The organism is Blautia intestinalis, from assembly GCF_014297355.1.
Classification (GTDB): domain Bacteria; phylum Bacillota; class Clostridia; order Lachnospirales; family Lachnospiraceae; genus Blautia_A; species Blautia_A intestinalis.
Genome location: NZ_JACOQE010000005.1, coordinates 24,045 through 40,189, shown reverse-complemented (window position 1 = coordinate 40,189; position 16,145 = coordinate 24,045). Strand labels below are relative to the sequence as shown.

13 protein-coding genes and 1 pseudogene are annotated in these 16,145 nt (G+C 42.2%); 13 read left to right on the top strand and 1 reads right to left on the bottom strand.

Features of this window, described 5'->3' with window-relative positions; translation table 11 throughout:
* Nucleotides 1-21 precede the first annotated feature (21 nt).
* Nucleotides 22-474 carry a MarR family winged helix-turn-helix transcriptional regulator gene (locus tag H8Z79_RS09815; protein ID WP_118041167.1) on the top strand — a complete coding sequence of 151 codons (453 nt, stop codon included), beginning with the start codon at nt 22-24 and terminating at the stop codon, nt 472-474.
* Entirely contained in the window at nt 464-1,816 is a 1,353-nt protein-coding gene (locus tag H8Z79_RS09810; protein ID WP_118041169.1) for an MATE family efflux transporter, read from the top strand. Before H8Z79_RS09815 ends, H8Z79_RS09810 begins: the two co-directional genes overlap by 11 nt.
* Before the next feature lie 24 nt (nt 1,817-1,840).
* Here H8Z79_RS09810 and H8Z79_RS09805 read toward each other — a convergent pair whose 3' ends face one another.
* Nucleotides 1,841-2,689 (bottom strand): DegV family protein, encoded by an 849-nt coding sequence (locus tag H8Z79_RS09805; protein ID WP_118041171.1) that lies wholly within the window; start codon nt 2,687-2,689, stop codon nt 1,841-1,843.
* A gap of 621 nt (nt 2,690-3,310) precedes the next feature.
* Here H8Z79_RS09805 and H8Z79_RS09800 point away from each other — a divergent pair.
* The 11 genes and pseudogenes from H8Z79_RS09800 to H8Z79_RS09750 all read left to right on the top strand — a co-directional run bounded on the left by H8Z79_RS09800 (nt 3,311) and on the right by H8Z79_RS09750 (nt 16,136).
* Entirely contained in the window at nt 3,311-4,783 is a 1,473-nt protein-coding gene (locus tag H8Z79_RS09800; protein ID WP_015541671.1) for an aminotransferase class I/II-fold pyridoxal phosphate-dependent enzyme, read from the top strand.
* Between the two features lie 2 nt (nt 4,784-4,785).
* The gene (gene speE / locus H8Z79_RS09795; RefSeq protein WP_118041173.1) at nt 4,786-5,640 is read left to right on the top strand and encodes a polyamine aminopropyltransferase; all 855 of its coding nucleotides are present in this window, start codon (nt 4,786-4,788) and stop codon (nt 5,638-5,640) included.
* A gap of 3 nt (nt 5,641-5,643) precedes the next feature.
* On the top strand, nt 5,644-6,501 hold the full coding sequence (gene speB / locus H8Z79_RS09790; RefSeq protein ID WP_118041175.1) for an agmatinase: 858 nt from the start codon (nt 5,644-5,646) through the stop codon (nt 6,499-6,501).
* A gap of 85 nt (nt 6,502-6,586) precedes the next feature.
* Complete coding sequence (locus H8Z79_RS09785; protein WP_015541674.1) at nt 6,587-7,846, top strand: saccharopine dehydrogenase family protein; 1,260 nt, start codon at nt 6,587-6,589, stop codon at nt 7,844-7,846.
* Nucleotides 7,846-9,060 carry a carboxynorspermidine decarboxylase gene (locus tag H8Z79_RS09780; RefSeq protein ID WP_118041177.1) on the top strand — a complete coding sequence of 405 codons (1,215 nt, stop codon included), beginning with the start codon at nt 7,846-7,848 and terminating at the stop codon, nt 9,058-9,060. Before H8Z79_RS09785 ends, H8Z79_RS09780 begins: the two co-directional genes overlap by 1 nt.
* Nucleotides 9,061-9,338: 278 nt before the next feature.
* Nucleotides 9,339-10,544: an ATP-binding protein gene (locus H8Z79_RS09775; RefSeq protein WP_015541676.1), complete on the top strand. Its 1,206-nt coding sequence runs from the start codon at nt 9,339-9,341 to the stop codon at nt 10,542-10,544.
* A 316-nt stretch (nt 10,545-10,860) separates the two neighbouring features.
* The gene (locus H8Z79_RS09770; protein ID WP_187002828.1) at nt 10,861-12,216 is read left to right on the top strand and encodes an MATE family efflux transporter; all 1,356 of its coding nucleotides are present in this window, start codon (nt 10,861-10,863) and stop codon (nt 12,214-12,216) included.
* Nucleotides 12,217-12,501: 285 nt separating this feature from the next.
* A complete protein-coding gene (locus tag H8Z79_RS09765; protein WP_015541678.1) occupies nt 12,502-12,993 on the top strand; it encodes a GNAT family N-acetyltransferase in 492 nt (163 codons plus the stop codon).
* Nucleotides 12,994-13,043: 50 nt separating this feature from the next.
* Complete coding sequence (locus H8Z79_RS09760; RefSeq protein ID WP_118050496.1) at nt 13,044-14,051, top strand: LacI family DNA-binding transcriptional regulator; 1,008 nt, start codon at nt 13,044-13,046, stop codon at nt 14,049-14,051.
* 203 nt (nt 14,052-14,254) lie between these two features.
* Nucleotides 14,255-14,380, top strand: a pseudogene (locus tag H8Z79_RS17430) (carbohydrate ABC transporter permease); the annotation flags it as partial.
* An 85-nt stretch (nt 14,381-14,465) separates the two neighbouring features.
* Complete coding sequence (locus H8Z79_RS09750; protein WP_118041183.1) at nt 14,466-16,136, top strand: glycoside hydrolase family 13 protein; 1,671 nt, start codon at nt 14,466-14,468, stop codon at nt 16,134-16,136.
* Nucleotides 16,137-16,145: the final 9 nt, after the last annotated feature.

Below are 16,145 nucleotides of genomic sequence, written 5' to 3'. Positions count from 1 at the left end.
ACTATATGAAAGGGATATAACATGACTAATAAGAAGATTAAGGAAATGCTTGATGCATGTTATCAGGCGAAGCGGATCCGGGAAATGCTGCCGCCTCTGCCGGAAGGGGTGATGCCGTCTTATATTCAATATCTGGATGCAATCCAGAAACTGGAAAAAAAAGACATTCATGTAAAAGTGTCTGATATCAGCGATGTAATGAACCTCCCAAGGCCGGGAGTCACCAGAACGGTAAAAGAGATGGAGAAAAAAGGTTATCTTAGCAAGATTGCATCCCCGGATGACGGACGCGTCACTTACATATCTATCACAGAAGAGGGCTGGAAGCTGTTTCGTAAGTATGATGAAAATTATTTCGGTGAACTGTCTGCAGATCTGAGTGACATTTCAGAAGAAGATGCAGACTGTATGATCCGCACGATTGCAAAATTTTATCAGATCATGTGCGAGAGGAGGAGCCATTATGACAAATGATAAAGCTGATTTTACACAGGGAAATATATTGAAAAAATTGGTCGCTTTTATGATGCCGGTTCTCGGGGCATTGATTCTGCAGGCGGCATACGGTGCAGTTGATCTGCTGGTTGTAGGAAGATTTGGTTCCACATCCGGACTTTCTGCGGTTTCCACCGGAAGCCAGGTACTGAATCTGGTGACATTTGTAGTAACTCAGTTTGCAATGGGTATCACTGTTTTGATCGCCCGCTATCTCGGGGAAAAAAGACCGGAAAGGATCGGGGCTGTCATTGGTGGTGGAGCAGTGGTATTTACCATGATGTCTGTTGCTCTGTTTATTGCGATGGTTGGATTTGCCCGTCCTATTTCCGTTCTGATGCAGGCACCGGCGGAGGCTGTAGATCTGACTGCAAGTTATGTAAGAATCTGCGGTGCAGGTATTTTCTTTATTGTAGCGTACAATCTGTTGTCTGCAATCTTCCGTGGACTGGGAGACAGTAAATCACCACTTCTTTTTGTACTGGTGGCATGTATCGTAAATATTATCGGCGACCTGGTACTGGTAGCCGGTCTTCACATGGATGCAGCAGGAGCTGCAATTGCAACAGTTACCGCACAGGCGCTCAGCGTAGTATTTGCAGTAATGCTTTTGCTGAAAAAAGATCTTCCGTTTGCGATCACAAAGAAAGATTTTCGCCTGAACCCACAGTGCCGGAAATTCCTGAAGATCGGTCTTCCGCTTGCACTGCAGGAATTTCTGACACAGATTTCTTTCCTGGCACTCTGTGCATTTGTCAACCGACTTGGACTGGAAGCTTCGTCCGGTTACGGAGTTGCATGTAAAATTGTAAACTTTGCAATGCTCGTACCGAGTTCACTGATGCAGTCCATGGCATCTTTCGTTTCCCAGAATATAGGTGCAGGCAAGAAAAAACGTGCGAAACAGTCTATGTTTACAGGAATCGGTGTGGGTCTGGCTGTTGGCTGTGTGGTATTTGTACTGGTTCTGTTTAAAGGGGATGTATTGTGCAGTGCTTTTTCTACAGATGCAGCAGTTATCCAGAATGGATTTGCATATCTGAAAGGTTTTGCACCGGAAACACTTGTGACTGCGATTATGTTCAGTATGGTTGGCTATTTCAATGGAAATAACAAGACTGTCTGGGTTATGACACAGGGCCTGATCCAGACACTTCTGGTACGTCTGCCGCTTGCATACTTTATGAGTATCCAGCCGAACGCAAGCCTGACAAAGATCGGTCTGGCTGCTCCGGTGGCAACGACTGTGGGAATCGTCCTGAACGTAGGATTCTTTATATATCTGAATCAGACTGAACAGCGGAAGTCAATCCTGTCTTAAGCAGACCGCATCCGGTGTAATCGTTTATTTTGCAATAAACAGAACACCAAGTGTACCAGGACCGCAGTGGCTGGAAACAACACCGCCGGCCCTGGTTTCTAATATTTCATGGAAGATCCCGAGACTTTCCAGGTAGGAGCGGACGGCATCAACGGTGGTGCGGTCACAGCCGGAATGTGTGATAAATACGCGCTCAGGTCTTGCAGATTTTAAATCCTCTTCCATGTCTTTTACATAGGACATAATGACAGAATTTATTTTGCCACGATATTTTTTGGACGCGTCCATGGCACCGTTTTCGACGACGATTTTTGGGTGGAGTCTCAGAACTCCGCCTGCCATGGCAGAAATAGCGTTGCATCGGCCACCGCGGTACAGATAAGTCAGTGTATCGACGACAAAGCTTGCACGGACCTTTGGTTTTAAGACTTCTATTGCAGCTGCGATTTCAGCCGCAGACTGTCCTTTTTCGGCCATAATTGCTGCCTCTATGACGAGAAGCCCGATTCCGGTAGAGAGATTTGCCGAATCAATGACCGTAACAAGATCAGATGCTTCTAATTCTTCAGCCGCAAGACGCATGACATTTCCGGAAGTGGACATGCTGCCGGAAATGGAAAAACAGACGATTTCACGTTTTTCTTCTATATATGGGCGAAAAAGCTCAATGGCTTCAGCCAGAGACGGGGCTGATGTTTTGGGCGTTGTTTTATGAGTATCAGACCAGTCATAGATCTGCTGTGGCGTAATGTTTCTGCCATCTTCATATTCGTCCTCGCCGAGAAGAATGTGGAGCGGCAGGATGTCGATATCATATTTTGCAATCAGCTCAGGAGAGAGGTCGCAGGTGCTGTCTGAAATAATCTTTACCATATGAGATATGTCCTTTCTGTGTTTATTCCGTTGACAAGGTATAACAGTTTTTGCGTATTCACGCACATCTCTTTTGTATATCTGTAATCATATCATAAATTCACATGGAAATCCAAATTTGTGTGCCATATTTCTTTTCTTCCGAAAAGACCCTGAACAGTAACAGGAAGATTTGATTCCACATGTTGAGGATGAAGCGGAACTTGACAGTTTTTTTTCAACATGATATGATTAGGTCAATTTTGAGAGACGAAGATGCAGAGTAACAGACAGAGTCTTTTCAAAGCAATTGTTTGGGACCACCCGTCAGGGTTAAGGCCATACGGACAGCCGGGTCCACTGCCGATGATGGTAACTTTGGTTACCTTATTGATTGAGTTAAAAGCTCAAATTTTATAAGTAGGTTCCTTTGATAACCGAAATGCGTCAGAAGCGCAGACTTGTGAAACGATCAATAAGAGTAGTAAAAGTATGATTGCTATATAGACTCTGATACGCATGCAAATACAGATCAAACGCAGGTTTGTGGCTTAGTGCCCTGATCTGCGTTTTTTTACGTTTTTTATTCAGTCTGTGGAATGTATATTAAGGGGTGATACAAAGGAAACTGGAATTGGAGGAATGATGAAAGGAAGTCGTTTTAAATTAAACCAGAATCATGCACCGATACATGAAGCTCTGGAGACTTTCCGTCGTATGAGGGTTGTACCATTTGATGTACCTGGCCATAAACGAGGAAGAGGCAATCCGGAACTGACAGAATTTCTGGGACAAAAATGTGTAGGTGTTGATGTTAACAGTATGAAGCCACTGGATAATCTTTGTCATCCGGTATCTGTAATACGGGAGGCAGAAGAACTGGCAGCAGATGCCTTTGGAGCAGCACATGCATTTCTGATGGTAGGAGGCACGACAAGTTCTGTCCAGACGATGGTTCTGACTGCCTGCAAACGTGGAGATGAGATCATACTGCCACGTAACGTTCACAGGAGTGTTTTGAATGCACTTGTTTTATGCGGTGCGATTCCTGTTTATGTAAATCCGGAAGTAGATCAGCGGCTTGGAATTTCCCTTGGAATGAAAAGGGAACAGGTGGAGAAAGCGATAAAAGAACATCCAAAGGCAGTTGCGGTGCTGGTAAATAACCCGACTTATTATGGCATATGCAGTGACCTGCGTGCGATTGTTAAGATGGCTCATGATGCAGGAATGCTTTGTCTGGCAGATGAGGCACATGGAACGCATTTTTATTTTGGAGGAGGTCTTCCTGTCTCTGCTATGGCAGCTGGTGCAGATATGGCAGCTGTGTCCATGCATAAGAGTGGAGGAAGTCTTACACAGTCAAGCCTTCTTCTTACAGGTCCGGACGTACATGCCGGCTATGTGCGCCAGATCATCAATCTGACACAGACGACTTCAGGAAGCTACCTTCTGATGTCAAGCCTTGATATCTCAAGAAGAAACCTTGCACAGCGCGGCCGTCAGATCTTTCACCAGGTAGCAGATATGGCGGAATATGCCAGAGAGGAAATCAATGCGATCGGCGGTTATTATGCGTTTGGCAAAGAACTGGTAAACGGAAACTCCGTTTTTGATTTTGATATAACTAAACTAAGCGTACATACGCTGGATATCGGACTTGCAGGAATCGAAGTGTATGATATTCTGCGTGACGAATATGATATTCAGATAGAGTTTGGAGATATCGGTAATATTCTTGCCTACCTTTCCATAGGAGACCGTGCACAGGAAGTAGAACGGCTTGTGAGTGCACTTGCAGAGATCCGCAGACGTTTTCAGACAGATGGTTCAGGGCTTCTGAGTCAGGAATATATTGATCCACAGGTAGTGACCAGCCCGCAGGATGCTTTTTATGCGGATAAATGCAGCCTGCCGCTTCGTGAAACCGAGGGTAAGGTCTGCAGTGAATTTGTGATGTGCTATCCGCCTGGAATTCCGATTCTTGCACCGGGGGAACGTATCACAGCAGAGATCCTGGATTATATTGAATATGCCAAAGCAAAGGGCTGTAACATGACGGGACCTGAAGATCCTGATATTTTGAGACTGAATGTTCTGACAGGGAGGGAATGACAATGGAAATGTGGTTTTCAGAATTTCATACACCGGATGTGAAACACAGTATCCGGGTAAACCGCCATCTTTATTCCAGACAGAGTGAGTATCAGAGAATTGATATTTTTGAGACACCGGAATTCGGCCGTGTGCTAACTCTGGACGGAAATGTAATGCTGACAGAGCGTGACGAATTTATTTATGATGAGATGATCACGCATGTGCCGATGTCGGTCCATAAAGAAGCAAAAGATATTCTGGTGATCGGTGCCGGAGATGGTGGCGTTGTCCGTGAACTGACCAGATATGACAGAGTACGTCATATTGATCTGGTAGAAATGGATCCTATGGTTGTTGAGGCCTGTCGTGCCTATCTTCCGGGAAATGCCTGCAGACTGGATGACAGAAGAGTTCATCTTCATTATGAAAATGCGCTGAGATTTATCCGAAGATGCGAAGCAAAATATGATCTTATCATCGTGGATTCCTCTGATCCGTTTGGTCCGTCTGAAGGATTGTTTACCCGTGAATTTTACGGAAACTGTTACAATGCACTGAAGGATGATGGGATTATGGTAAACCAGCAGGGAAGCCCGTTTTATGCAGAAGATGCACATGCGATGCAGCGCAGCCATAAAAGGATTGCCAGTACCTTCCAGATCAGCCGTGTTTATCAGGCACATATCCCAACCTTTGCTGCCGGTTACTGGCTGTTCGGATTTGCAAGTAAAAAATATCATCCGGTAGACGATCTGGATGCAGAGGCCTGGAACACATTAAATCTTCGTACACGTTACTATACGACCAGACTCCATAAAGGGGCATTTTATCTTCCGGCTTTTCTGGAAGACATGCTGAAAGAAGTGGAGGATTAATTTATGATCTTATCTAATATAGAAACTTTTATCGGCTGCGAAAGCAGTTTTGAGGAAGCATCCATTGTTCTTTATGGTGCACCGTTTGATTCTACAACAAGTTTTCGTCCGGGTGCCCGATTTGGCCCATCAGCCATGCGCCATGAGAGCTTTGGTCTGGAGACCTACAGTCCGTATCAGGATAAAGACCTTACGGACATCAACGTATTTGACAGCGGGGATCTGGAGCTTTGCTTTGGCAGCAGTGAAATGGCACTTTCAGACATTGAAAAGAGAGCAGAAGAAATCCTGGGAGCAGGAAAATTCCCGTTGCTTCTTGGAGGCGAACATCTGGTAACACTGGCAGCGGTGCGTGCTGTAGCCGCAAAATATCCGGATCTTCATATTATCCATTTTGATGCTCACGCAGATTTAAGAGATGATTATCTCGGAGCAAAACTAAGTCATGCCTGTGTTCTTCGCAGATGCCATGAAATTGTGGGAGATGGCCACATCCATCAGTTCTGTATCCGAAGCGGAGAACGGGAAGAATTTCAATTTGCTTCCAGACACACAGATTTTCATCCGTTTACTTTTGAAGGACTGGAAGAGACTGTAAGAGAACTGAAAGAGAAACAGGTTCCGGTATATTTTACAATTGATCTGGACTGTCTGGATCCGTCTGCATTTCCGGGAACAGGAACTCCGGAGGCGGGAGGCGTGAGCTTTTTAGAGCTTCTTAAAGCAATCCGTACCGTTTCTCAGGCAAATGTGGTAGGGGCAGATGTTAATGAACTTGCACCTGTGCTGGATGCAAGCGGTGTTTCAACTGCAACAGCCTGCAAGGTTCTTCGTGAACTGCTTCTGGCAATTGCAAAATAAAATGATATCAGGGTCAAAAGTCCCGACATCAAAAAACAACATTAAGAGAAAACAGTAACATACCAACATAAAAAGGAGAAGAATTATGAGCAGAGTATTAGTGATCGGCTGCGGTGGAGTAGCCAGTGTGGCAATTCAGAAATGTTGCCAGGTTGATGAGGTGTTTACAGAAATGTGTATTGCAAGCCGTACAAAGGAAAAATGTGATGCGCTTGTAGAAAAACTGAAAGGAAAGACAAAAACTGTTCTTACTACAGCCAGGGTGGATGCAGATGATGCAGATCAGCTGATCGAACTGATCAACAGATATAAACCGGATCTGGTAATGAACATTGCACTTCCTTATCAGGATCTGACAATCATGGATGCGTGTCTGGCATGTGGTGTAAACTATATGGATACAGCAAACTATGAGCCGGAAGATACCGATGATCCAGAGTGGCGTGCTATCTATGAAAAACGCTGCAAAGAAGAAGGTTTTTCCGCATACTTTGATTATTCCTGGCAGTGGGCATACCGTAAAAAATTTGAAGATGCAGGACTTACAGCACTTCTTGGATGTGGATTTGACCCGGGTGTAACACAGGCTTATTGTGCCTATGCATTAAAGCATGAATTTGATCAGATTGATACAATTGATATCCTGGACTGCAACGGCGGTGATCATGGATATGCATTTGCGACAAACTTTAATCCGGAGATCAATCTTCGTGAGGTAAGTGCACCGGGAAGCTACTGGGAAGACGGACACTGGGTGGAAATCCCGCCGATGGATATCAAGAGAGAATATAACTTCGACCAGGTTGGCGACAAGGATATGTATCTGCTCCACCATGAAGAGATTGAGTCTCTTGCAAAAACAATCCCAGGTGTAAAACGTATCCGTTTCTTCATGACTTTTGGACAGAGCTATCTGGATCACATGCGTTGTCTTGAAGATGTAGGAATGCTTTCTACAACACCGATCCAGTACAATGGACAGGAAATCGTTCCGATCCAGTTTTTGAAAGCACTGCTTCCGGATCCGGCAAGCCTTGGACCACGTACAAAAGGAAAAACAAATATTGGCTGTATCTTTACCGGTGTAAAAGACGGAAAAGAAAAAACATACTATATCTACAATGTATGTGATCATCAGGAATGCTATCACGAAGTAGGAAGTCAGGCAATCAGCTATACAACAGGTGTTCCGGCAATGTGCGGAGCACTTATGATGCTGACAGGAAAATGGATCAGACCAGGTGTATATACCGTAGAAGAATTTGATCCGGATCCGTTCCTGGATGCTCTTGACCGTTATGGTCTGCCACGCAGTGAAAGTTATGATCCGAAGCTGGTAGACTGATGGAAGGATTGGATAAAAGAGCTCCGTTTACAGCCACCGGCGGAATCATTCCGCCGGAATTCCAGAACATAAAAACACCCTGCTACATTCTGGATGAAAAAGCACTTATAAAAAATGCAAAGCTGCTCGGTGAAGTATCTGAACGGACAGGATGTAAGATGCTTTTGGCACAGAAAGCGTTCAGCAATTATGACTGCTATCGTTTTTTTGAACCATATCTTGCAGGAACAGAGGCAAGCGGGCTGTTTGAGGCACGGCTTGGAGCAGAGGAAATGCCGGGAAAAGAGGTTCATGTATTCTGTGCAGGCTACCGGGCTGATGAATTTGAAGAACTTCTTCAGTATGCGGATCATATTGTGTTTAATTCACCCTCTCAGCTTCTGCGTTTTGGTGTAAGGGCAAAGGAAGCAGGAAAGAGCGTCGGACTGCGGATCAATCCGGAATGCTCTACCCAGGAAGGACACGATATCTATGATCCCTGTGCTTCGGGAAGCCGTATGGGTACAACAAGAGCACAGTGGGATGAAGCATTTCAGAAAAATCCTGAACTGTTGGATTTACTCGACGGACTTCATTTCCATACTCTCTGTGAGCAGGATTCTGATGATCTGGAGACAACGCTTGTTTCCGTAAAGAAGCATTTTGGTGATCTCGCTTCCAGGATGAAGTGGATCAATTTTGGCGGAGGCCACCATATTACAAGACTAGGCTATGATATTGAACGACTGGAACGCTGTATCCGGATGGTACAAGAGGAATGGAAGGCAGATGTTTATCTTGAACCCGGAGAAGCGTGGGCATTAAATGCAGGCTTTCTGCTGACCAGCGTACTGGATGTCCTGAAAAATGGAGAGACACAGATCGCGATCGTGGATGCCAGTGCAGCCTGCCATATGCCGGATGTATTGGAAATGCCTTATCTTCCACCGCTTTTGGGAACTGATGAGACAGAAGAAAGCGGGATCACAGTCCGGCTTGGAGGACCGACCTGCCTGTCAGGAGATGTGATCGGGGATTATAAATTCAGGCAGCTCCCGGAATACGGAGAGCTTCTTATGTTTGGAGATATGGCCATCTATACTACCTGCAAAAACAATACATTTAATGGAATGCCATTGCCGGACATCTGGCTCAGACATGGTGACAATACCATGCAGCAGCTTACAGATTTTGGTTATATGGATTTTAAGGAAAGACTTGGAAGCCGTGACTAACGGCTTCCTTTTTTGTCGAGTGCATGCGCATCTTCTTTATGGCGTATTTCCACAGTTTGATGTGAGCATAAGAAAGATAGTCTTGTTTATTGAGTATATAAATCCATGTGGAGGCGAATAATACGATAAAAAATATTGATTCATGCAGAAACAGCCAGTAAGTTAACTGTTGTTCCAATAAAAATACAAAAATCAATAGTTTTGGGACTGTAATCCAAAAACTATTGATTTTTTTGCTGCTTTTGGAATATAATTAGTAAAAAGAAGGGAGCATTATTATGGTTATAGAAAGAAAAGAATATTTAGAAAAACTGATAGCCTGGAAAGATAAGCAATTGATTAAAATTGTTACAGGTGTACGACGTTGTGGAAAATCTATGCTTCTGGAAATTTATCGTAATTATTTAAAAGAGCATGGGATTGAGGAAGAACAGATTATTTCTGTTAATTTTGAAGATCTTGATTATGAAGAACTGACAGATTACAGGAAATTATATAAATATTTAAAGGAACGTCTGATTGATGGAAAAATGACATATATATTCCTTGATGAAATTCAGAATGTAACAGATTTTCCAAAAGTGCTGGACAGTCTTTATATTAAAAAAAACATAGATATTTATGTGACTGGATCCAATGCATATATGTTGTCCAGTGAGATTGCAACTATGATCTCGGGAAGATATATTCAGATTGAAATGTTGCCGTTGTCTTTTAAGGAATATATGGAGAGTACTGGCAGTATGAATGACAGAGGAATCAAATATTCGGAGTATTTGCAGAATAGTTCATTTCCGTTCACACTGGAATTAAAAAATCAGCCGGATGAAATCAGAGATTATCTGGAAGGAATCTATAATACGATTGTTGTAAAGGATATTATAAGCAGGAAAAAAATCACAGATACTATGATGCTTAAGAGTGTTTTAAGATTTGTGTTTGATAATATAGGAAATCCATTGTCATCAAAAAAAATTGCAGATACGATGACCTCAGAAGGGCGAAAAATTGATACAAAAACGGTGGAAAAATATCTGGAGGCTTTTAGTGAGAGCTATATTATTTATCAGGCAAAGCGTTATAATATAAAGGGAAAACAATATTTAAAAACCCTTGAAAAATATTATATAGTTGATATTGGAATGAGGTATATGCTTTTAGGCTCGAGGCAGGCAGATTCAGGACATGTCCTGGAAAATATAGTTTATCTGGAATTGTTACGTCGGGGATATGATGTGTATGTTGGAAAAATTGATTCATATGAAGTGGATTTTGTGGCACAGAATAAAAAGGGAACGGTATATTTCCAGGTAGCACTGACTGTACGAGATGAAAATACACTTTTGAGAGAATTAAGACCATTACAGGCGATACGAGATCATTATCCAAAGATTATTTTAACAATGGATGAAGAACCAGAAGAACAATATGAGGGAATTCGACGTATTAATGCCCGAGACTGGTTACTGGGGATTGCAGACTGAGCAGAATGTCTGATCACAAATCCTGACAGAACTGTATAAGGTAATAATGAAATTGAATATGTCAGGATGAAGTTACTGTTCACAGGTAATATTCCGCGAGGCGTTTTGCCATGAATATGGCAAAATCCCGAGACATACGGGGCAAAATCCCATCACCGAAGGTGATTTGGAATGGATTTTGACCAAGTTGCTGTGAACGGAGTGAACAGTAACCGGAGGAAGCGGCAGATAAAAAATAATTCTAAAAGGTATATCTTTATAATGTAAGTGTATGATACAATTAGTTGCGAATACTAAGAACTAAGGAAAATCATATATGCTAAATAAAAAAGATTTCTTAAAATACGCTTCAAAACTAGCGTTTCCGATCATGATCCAAAATCTGATCGGAACTCTGGTAAACATTGCTGATACGGTAATGCTTGGATATGTAAGCCAGACTGCCATGTCGGCTTCATCCCTTGCGAATCAGTATACTTTCATTCTTTTCTGTTTATATTATGGTATGGCCACGGGTGCTTCAGTTTTATGTGCACAGTACTGGGGAAAAGGTGATAAAAAGACTGTAGAAAGAATTCTCGGCCTGGCGGAACGGATCTCACTGATCGTTTCTCTTGTGTTTTTCGTGATTTCTTTTTCTATGCCAACTACGATCATGAAGATCTTTACAAGCAGTCCGGATACGATTGCTGCCGGCAGTGAATACTTAAAGGTAATTTCGTTTTCATTTATGTTCATGGGATTCTCTCAGGTTTTTATGAGCGCCCTTCGAAGTATCGGAAAAATAATGCTGCCTTCTGTCACGTACATTGTTTCGCTTTGTGTCAATGTAATTTGTAATGCCACCTTTATCTTTGGTCTGTTTGGACTTCCAAAGCTCGGTGTTACCGGTGTGGCTCTTGGTACTGTCATTGCCAGAATTACAGAAGTACTGATCTGCCTCATTTACTCATTAAGAAGTTCTGATGTCAGATTCCGCATAAAATATTTCTTTGCGAAATCAGGTATTCTTTTTCAGGACTTTATGAAAATTGCGACCCCGGCTGTAATAAATGATGTTGTCTGGAGTTTTGCCAGCTCAGCATTCGCAGCAATACTCGGCCATATTGGTGATGATATGGTTGCCGCAAATACAGTTGCTGTTATGGTGGTAAATATTGGTGCGATCGCCTGTCGTGGTTTTGCCAATGCGACTACTATCATTGTCAGTCAGGAACTGGGTAAAGATAATATTGATGCAGCAAGAGAATATGGAAAGCGCATGCTCAGAATAACAATGGTTGTAAGTCTGGTCGGATGTGTCATTATTCTGGCACTTCGGCCTCTGATACTGGATTTCTATCGGGATAAACTGACAGAGACGGCCATTTATTATCTTGGCATTTTTATAATTATGACAACCTGGCGCCTTGTGGGAGAAGGCATCAATACCTGCCTTATATGCGGCTGCTTCAGAGGTGGTGGTGATTCCAGATTTGGAATGATCATAGATTCCATCTTTATGTGGCTTGTTGCAGTTCCCCTCACCTTCCTTGCAGCATATGTCTTAAAACTGCCGCCTGTCTGGGTATACTTTGTAATGACTCTGGATGAGTTCGAAAAAATGCCCGTGGTCTTCATCCACTATATCAGAGGTAAGTGGCTCACAAACATTACCAGAGATTTTGATTGAAAAACACCTTCAGGCTATAATAAAATAGCTTGAAGGTATTTTTGCTTTATAGGAAATTACTCCGTAATGTTCCAATAAAGCAAAAACGCTCCGCGAGGATGTGACCAGATGCAAGAGGAATATGTCTGCTAAAGCAGACTGCATCTGGCACGCAAAGCGTAACAAGTCCCTCAAAGATTGAGGGATGCAGGGAGTTTGAAGCGGACTTGTCCGCTTTGTTCTTTACAAATGCCAGTTTCAATGATTTAATGAAAAGAACATATGTATTAACCGGAGGTGCGAAACATGACTATCAGAAAAGCTGAAGAAAAAGATATTACAAGAATTATTGAGTTACTGGGGCAGGTGTTGCAAATCCATGCGGACATAAGACCAGATATTTTTATTCCCGGTACAACAAAATATACAGTAGAAGAATTAACAGAGCTTTTAAAAAATAAAGAAAAACCGGTATATGTTGCTGTGAACGAGGCTGATGTTTGTGTAGGATATGCCTTTTGTCAATTGCAGAAACAGCCTTTCTCAAATAATATGGTACAGTTTAAAACGTTGTTTATAGATGATCTTTGCGTTGACCGGCAGGCACGAGGTCAGCATATCGGCGAAAGTTTGTTTGAGTATGTAAAAGAAGAAGCCAGAAAAATGAACTGCTATGAAGTGACATTAAATGTATGGTCAGGAAATACTTCCGCAGAAAAATTCTATGAAAAAATGGGAATGAAAACAAAAGAGAGGCAGATGGAATACATTCTGGAAAATTTACGAAAAAACATTTAAAAGATTTGAATAAGAACATACACGAGATATAAAAGGAGGCCGGATAACAGATGATTCGTCTTCAGGATATTGCCGAAATGGCTGGTGTCAGCCGTACCACCGTATCAAATGTCATAAATGGAAATACCAAAAGAGTTTCCCAGAAAACGATTGATAAGATCACAGCGATCCTTAAAGAACAGAATTATGTTCCACATATGGGATCAGTGATGCTTTCCGGTCATGGTTCCAGAATTATAGGAGTAGTGCTGGGATTTACTTATGCTCATGGCATGCAGTCCCTTCAGGATCCGTTTGTGGGAGAACTTATTGGAAACATCCGTATGGAAACGGAAGAAAAAGGATATTATGTTATGCTCATCGGTGGTGAAGACATTCAGAATGTAGTAGACATTGCTTCAAAATGGAATGTTGAGGGACTGATCATCCTTGGGTATAATGAAGAACGATACCGTAGTCTTTCACGTAAGCTGAATAAGAAAATGATTATGATCGATGCTTACCCTGAAGGTGCATATACCTTTCAGAATGTTGGTGTAGATGATTACTCCGGAGGATACCAGATAGGAGAATATCTCTATTCCTGTGGGTACAAAAAGGCTTTGTTTATTGCAGAAACGGATAGAGACAGTGACTATTATCGATGGATGGGCTTCAAGCAGGCGATGGAAAAGAAAGGGGGATTCTGCAGTCGTTCCCGATACATTGTTGTTCCGGGCAAGAAGAAATACCGTCTCAGGAAATACGAAGAACTCTTACCGCATTTTCTTGAAGCTAAAGCACTGGCTTTTTCGTCAGACTATGATGCAATTGAAGCAATGAACTTCTTCTCTGATAAGGGAATCAGGGTTCCGGATCAGATTTCCATCACAGGTTACGATGACAGCATGTATGCGAGTATGGTCCGTCCAAAACTGACGACAGTTCATCAGAATGTCCAGCAAAAAGCACATATGGCACTGAAACGTCTGATGCAGCTGATTCAGGGAGAAGAATTGAAGGAATTAAATATAAAAAGTCCGGTTTATCTGGTAAAGAGGGATTCTGTCAGAGAATGACAGAGTCCTTATTTTTTGTCTAATATGCATAAAAATAAAATTAAAACTTTGGTTAGATTTTAAGTTTCACGAGAAACCTGTTGATTTTACTGAGATACAGGGTTTATCATAAAATCACCGAAAGGGAACAGGACAGACGTGTCCGATGTGGCGGATCATCCGACGGAAAATCTTCTGCAAAGGGTGGAAAAACAGAGCTGGAACAGTTTTCAGTAGATTATAACCTGGCGTTCGCGTCTTACTTGCTGGTACTTATTCCTGTACTGCTTGTATATCTTTTCTGTCAGAAATGGATTATGAATGGTGTTGTTGCCGGAGCAGTCAAGTAAAGAGTGTAGATTACGGGAGCTGTGCTGCCGCGGAGTGATTCGCAGGTATCTGTGAATAAAGAATTATTAACAGGAGATTAATAACATGGAGAAAAAATGGTGGAAAGAAAGTGTGGTATATCAGATATATCCAAAAAGTTTTAAAGACAGCAACGGAGATGGCGTAGGGGATATCAGAGGAATCATACAGAAACTTGATTATCTCAAAGAGCTTGGTGTAAATGTGTTATGGATATCTCCGATGCTGGAATCTCCTCAGGATGATAATGGTTACGATATTTCTGATTACCGCAGGATTTATAAAGAATATGGAACTATGGATGATTACGAAGAACTTCTGTCAGAAGCTCATAAAAGAGATATCAGAATACTGATGGATCTCGTAGTCAACCACACATCGGATGAACATAACTGGTTTGTTGAAAGCCGAAAGTCAAAAGATAATCCATATCGTGATTATTATATTTGGAAAGATCCTGTAAACGGAAAAGAACCTAATAACTGGGGTGGGGTATTTGGAGGTTCTGCGTGGGAATATGATCCGCAGACGCAGATGTATTATATGCACCTGTTTTCCAAAAAGCAGCCGGATCTTAACTGGGAAAACGAAAAAGTACGCCAGGAAGTTTATGATATGATGAAATTCTGGTGCGATAAGGGAATCGATGGTTTCCGCATGGATGTGATCAGTATGATCTCAAAAGACCAGTCATTCCCGGATGGAGAAATGAACAACAGCCTTTATGGTGATTTTGGACCATACTGCGTACATGGCCCAAGAATTCATGAGTTCCTTCAGGAAATGAACAGAGAAGTTCTTTCAAAATACGATATCATGACAGTTGGTGAAACCTCAGGAGTAACAATTGAAGAGGCACAGAAATATGCAGGTGAATCCAGAAATGAACTGAATATGGTATTCCAGTTTGAACATGTTGAGAACGGAAGCGGTGATTATGGAAAGTGGACAACTGAAAAATATGATTTCAAAGAGTTCAAACGTACCATGCTCAAATGGCAGGAAGAACTTCAGGGTAAAGCATGGAACAGCCTGTTTCTTGGAAATCATGACCAGCCGAGAAGTGTCAGCCGATTTGGAAATGACAATCCGGCATACAGAGAAACTTCTGCAAAAATGCTTGCAACCTGCCTTCATATGATGCAGGGAACACCATATGTATATCAGGGCGAAGAGCTTGGCATGACAAATGTTTACTTTGATAAACTGGAAGATTATCGTGATATTGAGAGCATCAATTTCTTTACAGAATTTACGGAATCAGGTCTTATGACTCCGGAATATATGATGAAATGTCTGATGCTGAGAAGCCGTGATAATGCCCGGACTCCAATGCAGTGGGATGATTCAGCACAGGCCGGATTTACAGATGGTGCTCCATGGATCAAAGTGAATACGAACTACAAAGAAATCAATGCGGCACAGCAGCTTGAAGATCCGAACTCTATTTTCCATTATTATCAGAAACTGATTCGTCTGCGTAAAGAAAAAGACATTATTGTTTACGGCGGATTTGAGACCCTTTACCGTGACGACGAGCAGATTTTGGCATATATAAGAAGACAGGCTCAGGAAAAACTTCTGACAGTCTGCAATTTCAGTGACAAAAATGCAGAGATGGAGATTCCGGAAGAATTCAAAGGAGCAGAATGTCTGATCACAAATCTTGACAGAACTGTATTTGAAGGCAAAATTGTTTTGAAACCATATGAAGCATTTGTACTATATAAAAAATAAGAGGTAACA

What these genes read in the sequence shown, in the direction of transcription:
- H8Z79_RS09815 (WP_118041167.1), top strand. Translation starts at nt 22, where the DNA reads ATGACTAATAAGAAGATTAAGGAAATGCTTGATGCATGTTATCAGGCG.
- H8Z79_RS09810 (WP_118041169.1), top strand. Translation starts at nt 464, where the DNA reads ATGACAAATGATAAAGCTGATTTTACACAGGGAAATATATTGAAAAAA.
- H8Z79_RS09805 (WP_118041171.1), bottom strand. Translation starts at nt 2,689, where the DNA reads ATGGTAAAGATTATTTCAGACAGCACCTGCGACCTCTCTCCTGAGCTG.
- H8Z79_RS09800 (WP_015541671.1), top strand. Translation starts at nt 3,311, where the DNA reads ATGATGAAAGGAAGTCGTTTTAAATTAAACCAGAATCATGCACCGATA.
- speE (WP_118041173.1), top strand. Translation starts at nt 4,786, where the DNA reads ATGGAAATGTGGTTTTCAGAATTTCATACACCGGATGTGAAACACAGT.
- speB (WP_118041175.1), top strand. Translation starts at nt 5,644, where the DNA reads ATGATCTTATCTAATATAGAAACTTTTATCGGCTGCGAAAGCAGTTTT.
- H8Z79_RS09785 (WP_015541674.1), top strand. Translation starts at nt 6,587, where the DNA reads ATGAGCAGAGTATTAGTGATCGGCTGCGGTGGAGTAGCCAGTGTGGCA.
- H8Z79_RS09780 (WP_118041177.1), top strand. Translation starts at nt 7,846, where the DNA reads ATGGAAGGATTGGATAAAAGAGCTCCGTTTACAGCCACCGGCGGAATC.
- H8Z79_RS09775 (WP_015541676.1), top strand. Translation starts at nt 9,339, where the DNA reads ATGGTTATAGAAAGAAAAGAATATTTAGAAAAACTGATAGCCTGGAAA.
- H8Z79_RS09770 (WP_187002828.1), top strand. Translation starts at nt 10,861, where the DNA reads ATGCTAAATAAAAAAGATTTCTTAAAATACGCTTCAAAACTAGCGTTT.
- H8Z79_RS09765 (WP_015541678.1), top strand. Translation starts at nt 12,502, where the DNA reads ATGACTATCAGAAAAGCTGAAGAAAAAGATATTACAAGAATTATTGAG.
- H8Z79_RS09760 (WP_118050496.1), top strand. Translation starts at nt 13,044, where the DNA reads ATGATTCGTCTTCAGGATATTGCCGAAATGGCTGGTGTCAGCCGTACC.
- H8Z79_RS09750 (WP_118041183.1), top strand. Translation starts at nt 14,466, where the DNA reads ATGGAGAAAAAATGGTGGAAAGAAAGTGTGGTATATCAGATATATCCA.